Source organism: Aeromicrobium sp. Leaf245 (assembly GCF_942548115.1).
Classification (GTDB): domain Bacteria; phylum Actinomycetota; class Actinomycetes; order Propionibacteriales; family Nocardioidaceae; genus Aeromicrobium.
In genome coordinates this window covers 234,812-249,576 of sequence record NZ_OW824151.1, presented here as the reverse complement: position 1 = coordinate 249,576, position 14,765 = coordinate 234,812, and the positions used below count along the sequence as shown (strand labels likewise).

The 14,765-nt window shown below is 70.8% G+C and carries 14 protein-coding genes; 5 read left to right on the top strand and 9 right to left on the bottom strand.

Annotated elements, in window-relative coordinates; genetic code table 11:
• Positions 1–43 precede the first annotated feature (43 nt).
• The 5 genes from NBW76_RS01230 to NBW76_RS01210 are packed head-to-tail and all read right to left on the bottom strand — an operon-like array spanning position 44 to position 5,580.
• Entirely contained in the window at positions 44–1,192 is a 1,149-nt protein-coding gene (locus NBW76_RS01230) for a branched-chain amino acid ABC transporter permease (RefSeq protein ID WP_055961685.1), read from the bottom strand.
• The gene (locus tag NBW76_RS01225; RefSeq protein WP_055961682.1) at positions 1,189–2,085 is read right to left on the bottom strand and encodes a branched-chain amino acid ABC transporter permease; all 897 of its coding nucleotides are present in this window, start codon (positions 2,083–2,085) and stop codon (positions 1,189–1,191) included. Before NBW76_RS01225 ends, NBW76_RS01230 begins: the two co-directional genes overlap by 4 nt.
• Positions 2,082–3,923 carry a long-chain fatty acid--CoA ligase gene (locus NBW76_RS01220; protein WP_056553610.1) on the bottom strand — a complete coding sequence of 614 codons (1,842 nt, stop codon included), beginning with the start codon at positions 3,921–3,923 and terminating at the stop codon, positions 2,082–2,084. The genes NBW76_RS01225 and NBW76_RS01220 overlap by 4 nt, the downstream gene beginning before the upstream one ends.
• Entirely contained in the window at positions 3,920–4,804 is an 885-nt protein-coding gene (locus NBW76_RS01215) for an ABC transporter ATP-binding protein (protein ID WP_056553613.1), read from the bottom strand. The genes NBW76_RS01220 and NBW76_RS01215 overlap by 4 nt, the downstream gene beginning before the upstream one ends.
• Positions 4,801–5,580, bottom strand: coding sequence for an ABC transporter ATP-binding protein (locus tag NBW76_RS01210; RefSeq protein ID WP_056553616.1), 780 nt, complete (start codon positions 5,578–5,580; stop codon positions 4,801–4,803). The genes NBW76_RS01215 and NBW76_RS01210 overlap by 4 nt, the downstream gene beginning before the upstream one ends.
• Before the next feature lie 107 nt (positions 5,581–5,687).
• Between NBW76_RS01210 and NBW76_RS01205 the strand changes: the two genes are divergently transcribed.
• A complete protein-coding gene (locus NBW76_RS01205; RefSeq protein WP_056553619.1) occupies positions 5,688–6,302 on the top strand; it encodes a TetR/AcrR family transcriptional regulator in 615 nt (204 codons plus the stop codon).
• 95 nt (positions 6,303–6,397) lie between these two features.
• Here the strand turns inward: NBW76_RS01205 and NBW76_RS01200 are convergent, their stop codons facing one another.
• Positions 6,398–7,375: a hypothetical protein gene (locus tag NBW76_RS01200; protein WP_056553622.1), complete on the bottom strand. Its 978-nt coding sequence runs from the start codon at positions 7,373–7,375 to the stop codon at positions 6,398–6,400.
• A 240-nt stretch (positions 7,376–7,615) separates the two neighbouring features.
• Between NBW76_RS01200 and serS the strand changes: the two genes are divergently transcribed.
• Both serS and NBW76_RS01190 read left to right on the top strand, forming a co-directional pair.
• Positions 7,616–8,887, top strand: a complete 1,272-nt coding sequence (gene serS, locus NBW76_RS01195; protein WP_056553625.1) for a serine--tRNA ligase — start codon at positions 7,616–7,618, stop codon at positions 8,885–8,887.
• Positions 8,884–9,666 carry an HAD family hydrolase gene (locus NBW76_RS01190; RefSeq protein WP_055961666.1) on the top strand — a complete coding sequence of 261 codons (783 nt, stop codon included), beginning with the start codon at positions 8,884–8,886 and terminating at the stop codon, positions 9,664–9,666. The genes serS and NBW76_RS01190 overlap by 4 nt, the downstream gene beginning before the upstream one ends.
• Positions 9,667–9,780: 114 nt before the next feature.
• Here the strand turns inward: NBW76_RS01190 and NBW76_RS01185 are convergent, their stop codons facing one another.
• Both NBW76_RS01185 and NBW76_RS01180 read right to left on the bottom strand, forming a co-directional pair.
• Positions 9,781–10,344 (bottom strand): HTH domain-containing protein, encoded by a 564-nt coding sequence (locus NBW76_RS01185; protein ID WP_055961664.1) that lies wholly within the window; start codon positions 10,342–10,344, stop codon positions 9,781–9,783.
• Positions 10,345–10,379: 35 nt separating this feature from the next.
• Positions 10,380–10,946 carry a bacterial proteasome activator family protein gene (locus tag NBW76_RS01180; protein ID WP_055961663.1) on the bottom strand — a complete coding sequence of 189 codons (567 nt, stop codon included), beginning with the start codon at positions 10,944–10,946 and terminating at the stop codon, positions 10,380–10,382.
• Between the two features lie 79 nt (positions 10,947–11,025).
• On the opposite strand from NBW76_RS01180, the gene NBW76_RS01175 reads away from it, so the two are divergent.
• On the top strand, positions 11,026–12,183 hold the full coding sequence (locus NBW76_RS01175) for an acyltransferase family protein (protein ID WP_056553629.1): 1,158 nt from the start codon (positions 11,026–11,028) through the stop codon (positions 12,181–12,183).
• 4 nt (positions 12,184–12,187) lie between these two features.
• Here NBW76_RS01175 and NBW76_RS01170 read toward each other — a convergent pair whose 3' ends face one another.
• The gene (locus tag NBW76_RS01170; RefSeq protein WP_056553633.1) at positions 12,188–13,159 is read right to left on the bottom strand and encodes an NAD(P)H-quinone oxidoreductase; all 972 of its coding nucleotides are present in this window, start codon (positions 13,157–13,159) and stop codon (positions 12,188–12,190) included.
• 111 nt (positions 13,160–13,270) lie between these two features.
• Between NBW76_RS01170 and NBW76_RS01165 the strand changes: the two genes are divergently transcribed.
• The gene (locus NBW76_RS01165) at positions 13,271–14,740 is read left to right on the top strand and encodes a cryptochrome/photolyase family protein (protein WP_056553636.1); all 1,470 of its coding nucleotides are present in this window, start codon (positions 13,271–13,273) and stop codon (positions 14,738–14,740) included.
• Positions 14,741–14,765: the final 25 nt, after the last annotated feature.

The following is a 14,765-nucleotide window of genomic DNA, read 5'->3' as shown; positions in this document are numbered from 1 at the left end:
GCGTCCTCGTTCGGGGGATTCCCGCAGGTGCGGGGGACCGACGTCAGTAGGAGAAGGGCCACCCCTTCCAGTAGTTCCGCACCCGCATCCAGATGCCGAAGAGGCCGCGGGGCTCGAACACGAGGAAGAAGACGATGAGGGCGCCGTAGATGATCGCCTCGAGCTGGAAGACGGTCAGCAGGCCGCCGCCGACGGCGCTCGTGCTGATCAGCGGCACGTAGTGGGCGATCTCGGTGGAGATCCGCGGCAGCAGCGCGATGAACATCGCGCCCATGATCGAGCCGCTGATCGTCGCCACGCCGCCGATGAGGATCATCGCGAGGTACTGGATGCTCAGCAGCAGGCTGAAGGCGCCGGGCTCGAAGACGCCGACCACGGCGAAGTAGAGGGCGCCCGTGACGCCGGCGAAGAACGAGCTCATCGCGAACGCCATGACCTTGTACTTCGTGAGCGCCACCCCGATGACGGCCGCGGCGACGTCGCGGTCGCGGATGGCACCGAACGCGCGACCCACGCCCGAGCGGGCGATGTTGCGGCCGATGATCGCGAACACGATGAGGAACACGAGCCCGAGGAAGAACTGCTTCTGCTCGCGCGACATCTCCATGCCGAGCAGCGGCCCGGCCTGGGCGAAGTCGATGCCGAACAGCTCCAGCTCGGCGCCACGTCGGCCCACGCCGGCGCCGCCGGTGATGTCGCGGGCGTTGCGGAACACGTGGTCGCCGATGAAGACGATCCCGAGGGTCACGATGGCCAGGTAGAGGCCGCGCAGCCGCACCGCGATGGGCCCGACGACCAGGCCGGCCACGGCGGCGACGACGCCGGCGGCCGGCAGCCAGATCCACATCGGCAGCCCGTAGCCGAGCACCGGTCCGTCGGGGTTCCCGCCCAGCACGGCACCCGTGTAGGCGCCGAGGCCGATGAAGAACGCGTGCCCGAGCGAGACCTGTCCGGCGTACCCGGTGACGAGGTTCAGCCCGATGGCGCCGACCGCGGAGATCATGCCGAGCGCCAGCACCTGCAGCAGGTCGTCGGCGACCAGGAACGGCAGCAGGAACGAGAGCACCAGGATGACGACGAGCGAGCGTCGCTTGCCGGGCGTGTTGACGAGCGCGATGTCCTGCGCGTAGTCGGTGCGCGCGAGCGGACGGCTGCGCAGGCCGCCGCGTCGGAACGGGGAGGTGATGCTCATACCCGCTCCACCTCCTTGGTGCCGTAGAGCCCGTACGGTCTGACCAGCAGCACCACGAACATGAGGGCGTAGGGGACGACGAGGGCGAAGTTGGTGCCCAGCCACGGTGCGTACTCGGGCTGGTAGGTGGCGGTGATCGCCTCGACGATCCCGACCGCGAGCCCACCGATCACGGCACCCTGCACGCTGTCGAGGCCGCCGATGATGATCGCCGGCAGCGCCTTGAGCGCGATCGTCCAGCTGGTCTGCTCGATGCCCGCCGCGCCCGCGGCCACGAAGGTCCCGGCGATGGCGGCGAGGCCACCGGCGATGCCCCAGGCGATCGCGAAGATCGTGCCCACGCGGATGCCCTGCGCGAGGGCCGTCTCCTGGTCGATCGCCGTGGCCCGCATGGCCAGCCCGGTGCGGGTGGCGCGGAAGAAGACGACGAGGCCCACGACGCACAGCGCCGTGACCGCGATCAGCCCGATCCGCTGGTAGGAGATCGACAGCCCGAGCAGCTCCAGCCGCTCGCTGCCGCTGGGGTAGGTGACGATCTTGGGCTGCGCGCCGATGTAGCGGTTGGCCACGATGCGCAGCACGATGTCGATGCCGATCGTGATGATCGCCAGCGTGAAGACCGGCTTGCCCACCATGGGGCGCAGGGCCACGCGCTCGACCAGCATGCCGACGAGCGCGCCGCAGACGATGCCGAGGAGCATGCCGATCCAGAACGGCAGGCCGAACTCGACCGTGAAGTGGTAGGTGAACAGACCACCGATGATCATCAGCGCCGGCTGGGCGAAGCTGATGACCTTCGTGGCCTTGTAGATCATGACGTAGCCCAGCGCCAGGAGGGCGTAGATCGCACCTTGGCCCACACCGTTCAGCACGGCCTGCAGGAACTCGGTCATGCGCGGCTCCGGTCGGTTGCGTACAGCTGGTCGATGAGGTCCTCGAACTGGGCGGTCACGGCCGAGCGGCGCACCTTCTGCGTGGCCGTCAGCTCGCCGTCGTCGTGGTCGAGCTCCTTCGGCAGCAGCGCGAAGGCCTTGATCGTCTCGACGCTGGCGAACTTGGTGTTGGTCTCGTCGACGACCTTCTGCACGAGGGCCCGGACCTCCGGCTTCTGGCTGAGGTCGCGGTACGTGGTGAACGGCATCTTCTGGCGCTGCGCCCAGTCGCCCACGGTGTCGAGCTCGATGCCGATGAGGGCGGTCAGGTACTTGCGCCGGTCGCCGATGACGATGGCCTCCTTGACGTACGGCGACGCCTTGAGGCTGTTCTCGATCTCGCTCGGGGCGATGTTCTTGCCGCCCGCGGTGATGATGATGTCCTTCAGCCGGTCGGTGATGCGCACGTAGGTGCCGTCGACCCACTCGCCGACGTCGCCCGTGTGCAGCCAGCCGTCGGCGTCGACCGTGGAGGCCGTGGCCTCGGGGTTGTTCCAGTACCCGGCGAAGGTGCCCTCGTGCCGCGTGAGGATCTCGCCGGTCTCGTCGTCGATGCGCAGCTCGATGCCGTCCTGGGGCTCGCCGACGGTGCCGAGCAGGACCCGGCCGCGGCGGTTGGCGGTGGCGATCGCACTGTTCTCGGTCATGCCGTACACCTCGTGCATCGGCAGGCCGAGGCCCATGAAGAACTCGAGCACCTCAGGGGCGATGGGCGCGGCGCCGGACGCGGCGTACCGCACCTTCGACAGCCCGAGCCGCTCGCGCAGCGCGCGGTAGAGGAAGACCCAGCCGACGGCGTAGGCCGCGCGGGTGGCCAGGGTGTGCCGGCCGCGATTGGCCACGAGGGTGCGACCGATCCAGCGCGAGACCCTCATCCAGAGCGCGAAGTTGGCGCGCTTGAGCCGCGATGCGCCCGACATCCGGATCTGCACGCCGGCCACCAGCTTCTCCCAGATGCGGGGGACGCCGAACAGCAAGGTCGGCTGGATCTCGCGCAGGGCCACCTGCACCGTGTCGATCGACTCGGCGAAGTTCATCTGCACGCCCGACGCGGCGCTCGTCCACACCGTGAACAAGCGCTCCGCCACGTGGCACAGGGGCAGGTACGAGACGGCGAGGTCCTTCTCGTTCGCGGCGGGGTCGATGAGCGCGTCGGTGCGCAGCCGCTCCACGACCCAGGCGATGTTGCCGGTCGAGAGCATGGCGCCCTTCGGCGGACCCGTGGTGCCCGACGTGTAGACGAGGGTGGCGAGGTCGTCGGGCTGTGCGGCGTCGACGAGCGACTCGACCGCGCCCGGGTGCTCCTGCGCGTGCGCACGCCCCGCGGCCATGAAGTCGTCCCACGAGACGAGTCGTCGGTCGTCGTAGCGGCCCCGGATGCCGCGCGGGTCGAGGTAGACGATCGTCCGCAGCTCGGGCAGGTCCTCGATCACCTCGAGCGCCTTGTCGAGCTGCTCCTGGTCCTCGGCGATGAGCAGCGACGAGCCGGAGTCGCGCAGCACGTGCAGCACCTCGGGCGCCGGGTTCGTCGTGTACAGGCCCACCGTGGCCGCGCGGACCGCGGTGATGCCGACGTCGCAGAACAACCACTCGGGCCGGTTCTCGCTGTGCACGGCCACGCGCTCGCCGACCGGCACGCCGGCGGCGAGGAGGGCGTGTCCCACGAGAACCGACTGCTCCCAGTAGTCGGCCCAGGTGATCTCCTCCCAGAGGCCGAAGTTCTTCTCTCGCATCGCGACGGCGTCGGGGCTGGTGACGGAGCGTTCGCGCACGGCCTGCGCCAGCGTCGGGCGGCTCATCGCTGCTCTCCTGTGCTCGGGTCGGTGCTGGCCTCGGGCGGGGCGTCGTCGGACAGGGGGGTGTCGTCGCCGACGCCCAGGTACGCGGCGATCACGCCCGGGTGGTCCTGCACCTCGGCGGGCGTGCCCGTGGTGATCGGCTTGCCGAAGTCCATGGCCATCACCCGGTCGGCCAGGTCCATGACCAGGCCCATGTCGTGCTCGACGAGGATCATGGCGATGCCGAGCTCGCCCGCGACGTCGAGGATGAACCGGGCCATGTCCTCGGTCTCCTCGCCGTTCATGCCGGCGACCGGCTCGTCCAGCAGCAGGAGCTTGGGGTCCATGGCCAGGGCGCGGCCGAGCTCGATGCGCTTCTGCACGCCGTACGGCAGCATCCCGACGGGCAGCTGGCGGTAGGCCTCGATCTCGAGGAAGTCGATGATCTCCTCGACCTCGCGGCGGTTGCGCACCTCGGCCTTGCGGGCGCGGCCGAGCCAGGCGAGCGCCGACGGCCAGCCGTAGCCGAGCGCGTGGTGGCGCCCGAGCATGAGGTTGTCGACGACGTCGAGGTTGGCGAACAGCTCGATGTTCTGGAACGTGCGCGCCATGCCCATCGCGGCGATCGCGTGTGGCTTGGAGCCGAGGATCTCCTGCCCGAGGAAGGTGACCGATCCCTTCTGGGGCCGGTACACGCCCGAGAGCACGTTGAAGATCGACGTCTTGCCGGCGCCGTTGGGGCCGATCACGGCGAACAGCTCGCCGTGGTGCACGTCGAGGTCGACGCCCTGCAGCGCCTTGACCCCGGCGAACGCCAGCTCGACGCCGCGCAGGCTGACGACCGGCTCGGCCGTGGCGCCGGCGTCGGGACGGGGCGTGGGTTCGGTGAGCGAGTGGGTCACGAGAGCCACCTCTTGCGTCGCTTGTAGTGCTTGACCTCGCGGTAGGAGGTCGCGAGCTCTCCACGCCCCAGGTAGAAGTCGCGGATGTCGTCGTCGGCGAGCAGCTCGGCGGCCGGCTTGTCCATGACGACCTTGCCGTGCTCGAGCACGTACCCGTGGCTCGCGATCGACAGTGCCATGGTGGCGTTCTGCTCCACGAGCAGCACGGTCGTGCCGCGTCGGTTGATCTCGACCACGATGTCCTTGATCTGCTGGACGATGCGCGGCGCGAGGCCCAGGCTCGGCTCGTCGAGGAGCAGGTAGTCGGGCTTGGCCACGAGTGCACGGCCCATGGCCAGCATCTGCTGCTCGCCACCGGACAGGTAGCCGGCGATGTTGCGTCGGCGTTCGCGCAGCACCGGGAACAGCTCGTAGACCTCCTCGACGGCGTCGGCCAGGCTGCCCTTGCGGGTGTGACCGCCGACCTTGAGGTTCTCCTCGACGCTGAACTCCGAGAAGACCCGGCGTCCCTCGAGGACCTGCCCGAGGCCCGCCGCCACGATCTTCGGCGCGGTGAGCGTGTGCAGGGGGACGTCGTCGAGCGTGACCTGGCCCTTGGTGATGGCGCCGTCGTGCACGTCGAGCAGCCCGGACAGTGCGCGCAGGAGCGTCGTCTTGCCGGCGCCGTTGGCTCCGAGCAGGGCGACGATGCTGCCGCGAGGCACCTGCAGGCTCACGCCACGCAGCACGAGGACGACGTCGTTGTAGACGACTTCCAGGTTCTTGACCGCCAGCACAGGGTCCCTCTCGTCGGCTGCGGGGTTGCGGCGAACCTAGGCCATGACGTGGGTCACAAGCAATATGCACCTGGTGTGAATGTTCACTCGGGGTGCATGATGGTTGCGTGAGTCGACCAGAGGCGTCGCCGCTCCCGGAGCGGGAGCAGCGGGACGGACGGGTGGCGCGCGGCAACCGGACCCGTCGGGCCATCGTCGAGGCGCACGCGGAGCTGATCCGCGGAGGCGACCTGCTGCCCACCGCCGCCCAGGTGGCGGAGCGCGCCGGTGTCTCGGTGCGCACGTTGTGGGGTTCCTTCGGCGACATGGAGGGGCTGCTGCAGGCCACGACCGGCTACTGGTTCGAGCAGGACTCGGCCCTGCGCGGCGAGGTCGACCCGTCGGCCCCGCTGCCCGAGCGCATCGAGCGCTTCTGCGCCGAGCGGGCACGTCGGCTCGAGAACATCTCGCCCGCAGCCCGCGCAGCGCAGCTGAAGGAGCCGTTCTCGCCGACGTTGCGCTCGAGCCGGCTCGGTCACGTGGAACGGGTGGTGCACGACATCGAGCAGGCCTTCGCCGGTGAGCTCGACGCGGCGGCGGACCGCGCGGCGCTCCTCGACGCCCTGGTCGGGTCGACGTCGTGGAACGCCTGGTCCCTCCTGCGCGACGACCTCGACCGCTCCGTCGCCGCCGCCCACGCCGCCATGCTCCACACCGTCCGCGCCCTCCTCTCCTCCCCCTGACCCCCCGCCTCGACTCGTCAGAGGTAGGTGACGCACCTGTCCGACTGGTCAGAGGTAGGTGACGCACCTGATGGGTCCGCTGAAAGGTGCGAGACCTACCGCCGCGGAGCGACCGGCGTCCACACGGTGAGGTCGGGTGCGGCGGCCATCGCCTCGCGGGGCGTGCGGTTCAACGCCTGGAACGCGACCCCGAACCTGGGCGACGGTCCCGAGTACCCGCCCGCGACGAGGGCCTCGTGCACCCGACGTACCACCGTGCGGGGCGTCACCTTCAGCTCGCGGGTGATCTGGCGATACTCGATGTCCGCCGAGCGATACAGCTGGTACCGATCGATGTCGGCGACGTACTGACCGCGGTTGGTCTGGTGCTGACTTCCCTCGTACTCGGAGGCGACGCGGAACAACCGCCACCACCAGTCCGGAGTGAGCAGGGTGCCGGCGACGTCGACCGGCACGTTCACCTCGGGCCGCGGCAGCCCGGCCGCTTGGAAGTAGAGCCGGACATGGCTCTCGGGGACCGATCGGGAGCGTCCGTCGAGGAGTCGAGCGACCCACCGCGCCTGTTCCGCTCCGTCGCGCCAGGGCTCGTCGTGGCAGAGGCGCGCGAGGACCTCGGGGTTCAGGAGACCTTGCTTGATCAGCCAGTCCCCGGCGGCCACCGCATCGAGGACCGTGAACCAACGGCACACCTCGACGAACACGGCTTCGGGACTGACGGCGACGTCGTCGTGCGCAGGCATGACGTCGCTGCGGTGCAGGAAGACCTCGGGGCAGTCGCGATGCAGGTCGCGACCCACGACCATCTGCAGCGGTCGGTGTGGGCCGAGGTCGAGTCCCAGCTGCTGCAGCCGGGTGGCGCCGGTGAAGCGCGCGTCGGCGGGCGCGTACTTGCGAGCCGCCACCCACCAGCGTTCCTCGGTCATCTCGAGGTCGGCAGGTGCCCAGACCGCTGGAAGGAGTCGACGGTAGGCCTTGCCCGCGAGGCGTCGGTGCGAGACGCCGAGCGCGAGCGCCTCGCGTACGTGGAACGGCTCGTGTGCGAGCGGGGCGGGGATCTGTGCGCGCGGGGGCATGTCCCCATCCCAGCGCTCGACCGGCGGGCACGGAATGCCTCGCCGGAACCCTGTGGACGAGTACCGGACTCCGGCGAGAGCGGGTGGGGAAGATGCATGCGCTGGAGGTAGGTCTCGAACCTCTCAGTGAGCCCATCACGTGCGAGGCCTACCTCCGGTGGCGTCGTCAGGTGCGTCACCTACCTCTGACCAGTCATCGCCGGGGGGAGGGGGCGGGAGGGGCCCGGATAGGCTGACGGGGTGATCGACGCCAGGCTGTTGCGAGACGACCCCGAGGCCATCCGAGAGGCGCAGCGACGCCGTGGGGAGGACCCGTCGGTCGTCGACGCGCTGGTCGAGGCCGACGAGCGCCGACGCTCCACGATCGCCGCGTTCGAGGCGTTGCGCAGCGAGCAGAAGTCGATGGGCAAGCAGGTCGCGCAGGCCCAGGGCGACGAGAAGCAGCAGCTGCTCACGCGCACCAAGGAGCTGAGCGCCCAGGTCAAGGCCGCCGACGCAGAGCAGACCGCGGCCGGCGAGGCCTTCACCGCACTGCTCAAGGCCCTGCCCAACCCCGCGCCCGACGCCCCGCCCGGCGGCGAGGACGACTTCGTGCTCCTCGAGGAGGTCGGCACGCCCCGCGACTTCGCGGCCGAGGGCTTCGAGCCGAAGGACCACCTCGAGCTCGGCCAGCTGCTCGGCGCCATCGACGTCGAGCGCGGCGCGAAGGTCAGCGGCTCACGCTTCTACTTCCTCACCGGCGTCGGCGCGCAGCTGGAGCTGGCGCTCACCCAGCTGGCCATGCAGAAGGCCGCCGCGTGGGGCTTCACGCCGATGATCCCGCCGGCGCTCGTCAAGCCGCGCGCCATGGAGGGCACGGGCTTCCTCGGCCAGGCCGCGGCCGACGTCTACCACCTCGAGAAGGACGACCTGTACCTCGTGGGCACGTCGGAGGTGCCGCTCGCGGCGTACCACTCCGACGAGATCCTCGACGGCCCGAAGAAGTACGTCGCGTTCAGCCCGTGCTTCCGTCGCGAGGCCGGCTCGCACGGCAAGGACACCCGCGGCATCGTGCGCGTGCACTGGTTCGACAAGGTCGAGATGTTCGTCTGCACGTCGCTGGAGGAGTCCTACGCCCAGCACGAGCAGATCCTCGGCTACGAGAAGGAGTGGCTCGACCTGCTCGAGCTTCCGTACCGAGTCATCGACGTCGCCGCGGGCGACCTCGGCCTCTCCGCAGTGCGCAAGTTCGACTGCGAGGCGTGGATCCCCACCCAGGGCAAGTACCGCGAGGTCAGCTCCGCGTCGAACTGCACCCAGTTCCAGGCCCGCCGCCTCGACATCCGCAACCGGCTCGACGACGGCGGCACCGAACCCACCGCCACGCTGAACGGCACGCTGTGCGCCATGCCGCGCATCATCGTCGCCCTGCTCGAGAACGGCCAGCAGGCCGACGGGTCGGTCCGCCTGCCCGCAGCCCTGCACCCGTTCCTCGGCGAGGTACTGGAGCCGGTCGCGAAGGTGGGCGCATGACCTGGCGGCCGAAGCTCGTCGCGCTCGACGTCGACGGCACCCTGGTCGACTGGGAGAACCGGATGACCGACGTGGTCCGCGACGCCGTGCACGCCCTGAAGGACACCGGCGTGCACGTGGTCATCTCCACCGGTCGTGCCATCCCCGGGGTGATCGACGCCGCCGAGAACCTGCGGCTCGACGACGGCATCGCGGTGGCCAGCAACGGCGCCGTGGTGCACACCTACAGCCCGGTCGACGTGATCCACACGGTCACGTTCGATGCCAGCGAGGCGGTCCGCCGGGTGCTCGAGCACGTGCCCGACGCGCTCGTGGCGGTCGAGGAGGTCGGCACCGGCTACCGGATCAGCGCGCCCTTCCCGGAGTGGGAGATCAGCGGCGACGTGAAGATCCAGGACGTCGACGAGCTGGTGGCCGAGCCGGTCACGCGGGTCATCATCCGCGCACCGGAGCACGACGTCGAGGAGTTCGGCGCGCTCGTGCACGGGCTGGGCCTCAACGAGGTGAACTACAACATCGGCTACACGGCCTGGCTCGACATCGCCCCCGAGGGCGTCTCGAAGGCTTCCGGCCTGGAGGTCGTGTGCGCGCGGCTGGGGGTCGACCAGGCCGACGTGCTGGCCGTGGGCGACGGCATGAACGACTACGACATGCTCCGCTGGGCTGGTCGGGGTGTGGCCATGGGCCAGGGCTCGGACGAGCTCAAGGCCGTGGCCGACGACGTCACGGGCAGCGTGGTCGACGACGGTCTCGCCGACGAGCTGCGTCGCTGGCTCTGACCGGCGGTGCGGCGGGCGGCAGGTCTCGCACCTCACCAGCGTCGGATTCGGTGCGTCACCTACCTCTGACGGCCGGATCAGGTGCGTCACCTACCTCTGAGGAGGAGAGGCGGGTCAGGCGAGCTGGCTGGACTCCAGGGAGTCGAAGGCGTCGAGGACCTCGTCGACCGACGGGATGCGTCGGGGCAGGTCGGCCACGGCGGCCAGCGCCGACGCCTGCTCGGCGGCCTCGGCCCGGGCGCGCCGCAGATGGCGCTTGATGGTCGACGTGGAGCAGCCGAGCCGCTCGGCGAGCTGCTGGCAGGTGTCCTTCGGGTGCGCGGTGCGCGCCGCCAGGACGGCCTCGTGGCTCACGGGACCGGCGCCGAGCCGGGCCGGCCCGTACGATCCGGACTGGTTGGCGTCGACGACGATGCCGAGGCTGTCGCGGATGCTCGCGCGGTCGGCCTCGGTCGTGCAGGCCACGAAGCCCGAGACGTCGACCTCGACGACCGCCCGGTAGAGGCAGTCGACGAGCATGGGGCAACCCGCGCAACGGCGGTGGGCCTGCGCCAGGATCTCCCCCAGGCCGACGCGCGATGCGGCGTCGAGCTCGTGGGCTCCTGCGTACAGGCGTTCGTCGCGGAACACCGGCTCACGCGTGCACGGAGGTGCAGCGATGTCGGTCACGATGGTCATGGGTCCCTCTCCCGGTCGCATCCTTTCGCGTCACACTAGAGGTACATCCCGCCCGCAGGACCGTTTTGCGCCGACTCAGTACTTTGGTCACTTTCTGGACCGTTTGACGGCGGCAGGGCGAGCCTCATGTTCTGGAACTGCGCCTGTGCCTGCACCTGCTGGGCGTACAGCGCGGCCTGGATGCCGTGGAACAGACCCTCGAGCCAGCCCACGAGCTGGGCCTGGGCGATGCGCAGCTCGGCGTCGGACGGCGACTCGTCCTCGAACGGCAGGCTCAGGCGCTGCAGCTCGGCCACCAGCTCGGGGGCGAGACCGTCCTCGAGCTCCTTGACGGACTGGCGGTGGATCTCGCGCAGCCGGGTGCGGCTGGCGTCGTCGAGCGGCGCGGCCTTCACCTCGTCCAGGAGCTGGCGGATCATGCCGCCGATGCGCATGACCTTGGCCGGCTGCTCCACGAGGTCACCCAGCGGTGTCCCGCGCTGGGCCGTCTCCGGGGTCGCGGCGCCGGGGGCCTCGACGGGGGTGCCGTCGGGGCCGATGACCTGCGGCGACGGCGTCGACAGCTGCGTCGACCGGTGGGGCTCGGACTCAGGTTGGCTCATGCGTCCAGCCTATGAGAGACCGCCCACACCGGCCCGTCACGGTTTGAAACCGGCTCGCGGGCCTGGTTCAGTCGTGCGGATGAGCACCACGAGCGAGGTCAGGAACGGGTCGACGTCGGCCCCCGCGCGACGCCGCGACCCGCGGCTCGACGTGCTCAAGGGCGTGCTCATCGGCGGGGTGGTCCTGGGCCACTTCCTCGAGACGTCCGGCGGACAGGCACCCGACGGCCTGTACTCGGGCTGGTCGAGCGAGCCGCAGCGCGCCGTCCTCACCGCCCTCTACATCGTCCACATGCCCTTGTTCGTGCTGCTGGCCGGCGTCACCGCCAGCACCCGACGTCGCGCCCACCGCATCGCGCAGATGGTGGGGCTGTACCTCGTGCTCCAGGTCGCGCTCCTGACCCTGCGGGGCGCGGACGTCACCCCCGAGACGCTCGTGCACCCGGTGTACGGCATGTGGTTCCTCCTGGCGATGGCGTGGTGGCTGGCCGTCCTGCCGGTCGTGAAGCGTCTCGGCCGGGCGGCGCTGCCGGTCGCCACGCTCGTCTCCCTCGTGGCGGTCACGGCACCCGTGGCCGACACCGACGTCGTGGCCTGGGCGCGCGCGGCCTGCTACCTGCCGTTCTTCGTCGCGGGCCACCTCCACGGCCCGGCGCTGCTCCGCCGGACCGCCGACGTGGGCAGCGCGCTCGTCGGACCCGCCGTGCTGGTGCTCGGCGGAGTCACGAGCGCCGTTCTGGTCTGGGGCGTCGACCCTCGCTGGTACCGCGGGGCCGACACGGCCGGCTCCATGCACGACTCGCCGACCGTCGCCCTCGCTGTGCGTGTCGTCTGCTTCGCGGCCGCGGTCGTGTGCTCCCTCGCCCTGCTCGCGCTCGTCCCACGGCGTCAGCGGGTGGCCGAGGTGCTCGGACGCCGCAGCCTCGCGATCTACGCGCTGCACGTGCCGTTCGTCTTCGCGGCGCAGTGGTGGTTCGAGGGCCGCGGCATCGACGCATGGCCGGCGTCGGCGATCGCGGTGCTCATGACGGTCGCGTCGCTCGCGCTGCTCGCGCACCCGGCGTTCGACACCGTGCTGCGTCGGGTGGGCGAGCGCATGGCCGACGTCATCGTCTCGACGGTGCGGTCGTCGGCCGGGGCGTCCCGCACCACGGCGCTGCAGGGTCCGGCCGACGACGCCGACCTGCGCCACCACCCGCACCGCCAGCCCTCGGGCCCGCAGCAGCTGATCCTCTGACGGCTCAGAGGGTCAGCAGCACCTTGCCGGTGTGGCTGGAGTCCTCGAGCACCTGGTGGGCGTCGCGCACCTGGTCGAGGGGCATCCGGGCGTGGACGATCGGGCGCACCGTGCCGTCGGCCACCAGCGGCCACACCTGGGCCACCATCGCCGACACGATCGCCGCCTTCTCCTGCGTGGGACGGGCGCGCAGCGACGTGGCCATGACCGCGGCACGCTTCATGAGCAGCCGGTTGAGGTTCAGCTCGCCCTTCACGCCGCCCTGCAGGCCGATGACGACGAGCCGGCCGGCGGTGTTGAGGGCGCGCACGTTCTGGTCGAGGTACTTGGCGCCGACGATGTCGAGGATGACGTCGGCCTTGAGCCCGGCCTCGTCGAGCGCGTCGACGAAGTCGGTCTCGCGGTAGTTGATGGCGAGGTCGGCGCCCAGCTCGCGGCAGAACGCGGCCTTCTCGGCGCTGCCGACGGTGACGACGACACGGGCCCCGAAGGCCTTGGCCAGCTGGATGGCCATGGTGCCGATGCCGCTGGCGCCGCCGTGCACGAGGAGCGTCTCGCCGTGCTGGAGCTTGGCCATCATGAACACGTTGGACCACACGGTGGCCGCGACCTCCATGAGCCCGGCGGCGTCGACCAGGTCGACCCCGCGCGGTGCGACGGCCACCTGGCCGGCCGGCACGGCCACGTACTCGGCGTAGCCGCCGCCGGAGAGCAGCGCCACCACGTGCTCGCCCTTGCTGAACTCGGTGACACCCTCGCCGAGGGCCACGACGTCGCCGGAGCACTCGAGGCCCAGGACCGGGGTGGCGCCCTCCGGCGGGTCGTAGAACCCCTGGCGCTGCATGAGGTCGGCACGGTTGACGCCCGCGGCGGTGACCCGCACGAGCACCTCGCCAGGCCCCGGCTCGGGGGCTTCGACGTCGACGACCTGCAAGGCCTCGACTCCACCGGGTTCGGGCACGACGACAGCACGCATGGGCCGAGGCTATCGGCGGTCGCCGGCAGCTGCCTCCGCGCCTCGACGGCGGGCGACGTGCGAGGCGCGCTGGGCGAGCGCACACGCCGGTGCCGCCCTAGCGTTGAGGCCGTGGACGATCGACGTCGGGCGGTGCGCCTCGTGCTGCCGCACCAGCTGTTCGTCGAGCACCTCGACGTCCCTGCGGGCACGTCGTTCGTGCTGGTGGAGCACGACCTGCTGTTCCGCCAGTACGCGTTCCACGCACAGAAGCTGGTGCTGCACCGGGCGTCGATGGAGCGGTTCGCACAGCGGCTGGAGTCCGCCGGACACGACGTCGTGCGGGTGCGGACCGACGGCCGCACCACCAGTCGGGCCGCCCTGGCGCGCGTGCTCGAGGGTGCCGCCGCGGTCAGCGTGTTCGACGTGGTCGACGACTGGCTCGAGCAGGACCTCGACGCGACCGCCGCCGACGTCGGGCTGGAGCTGGAGTGGCTGGAGTCGCCCAACTTCCTGACCACGCGCGAGCAGGTGCGCGAGCAGCTGGGCGGGAAGCGGCCGCGCATGCAGCACTTCTACGCCTGGCAGCGCACGCGCCTCGACGTGCTGGTCGACGGCGACCAGCCGGTCGGCGGGAAGTGGTCGTTCGACGAGGAGAACCGCAAGAAGCTGCCGAGGTCGGTCGACGTGCCGGACGTGACCCGGCCCGAGCGCGTGGCCGAGGTCGACGACGCGATCGCGTGGGTGCGGAGCGCCTTCCCTGACGCGCCGGGTCGGCTCGAGAGCTTCGCCTGGCCCACCGACCACGCCGAGGCCGAGGCGATGCTCGAGGAGTTCGTGACGGAGCGTCTCGACACCTTCGGCCCGTACGAGGACGCGATCACGACCCGCTCGGCGACGGTGTTCCACTCGGTGCTGACCCCGGCGCTCAACATCGGCCTGCTGTCGCCCGCGCAGGTGCTGGGCCGGGTGCTCGACCACGCCGACGAGCACGACGTGCCGCTGGCGTCGCTGGAGGGCTTCGTGCGCCAGCTCATCGGCTGGCGGGAGTACATGCGCGGCGTGTACGTGACCCACGGCCGACGCATGCGCACCGCCAACCACCTCGCGCACACCCGCTCGCTCGCCCCGGGCTGGTGGGACGCGACCACGGGGCTCGACCCGGTGGACCTGGTCGTGCGGAGGGTGCTCGACGACGGCTGGTGCCACCACATCGAGCGGCTCATGGTGGTGGGCAACGCCATGAGCCTGCTGCGGATCGACCCCGACGAGGTCTACGAGTGGTTCATGGCCCTGTTCGTCGACGCCTACGACTGGGTGATGGTGCCCAACGTGTACGCGATGAGCCAGTTCGCGGCCGGGCCGGCGATCACGACCAAGCCGTACGTGTCGGGCTCGGCCTACCTGCGGCGGATGTCCGACGTGCCGAAGGGCGACTGGTGCGAGGCGTGGGACGGCCTGTACTGGACGTTCGTGCGCGACCACCTGGACGTCTTCGCCACGAACCCGCGCTCGCGCATGATGGCCCGCTCCTACGAGGCGATGGACCCGGCGACGAAGGCGGGCCACACACGCGCGGCCGCGCCCTGGCTCCAGGACTGAGCGCGCAGAGGGCTGGAACGGCGGG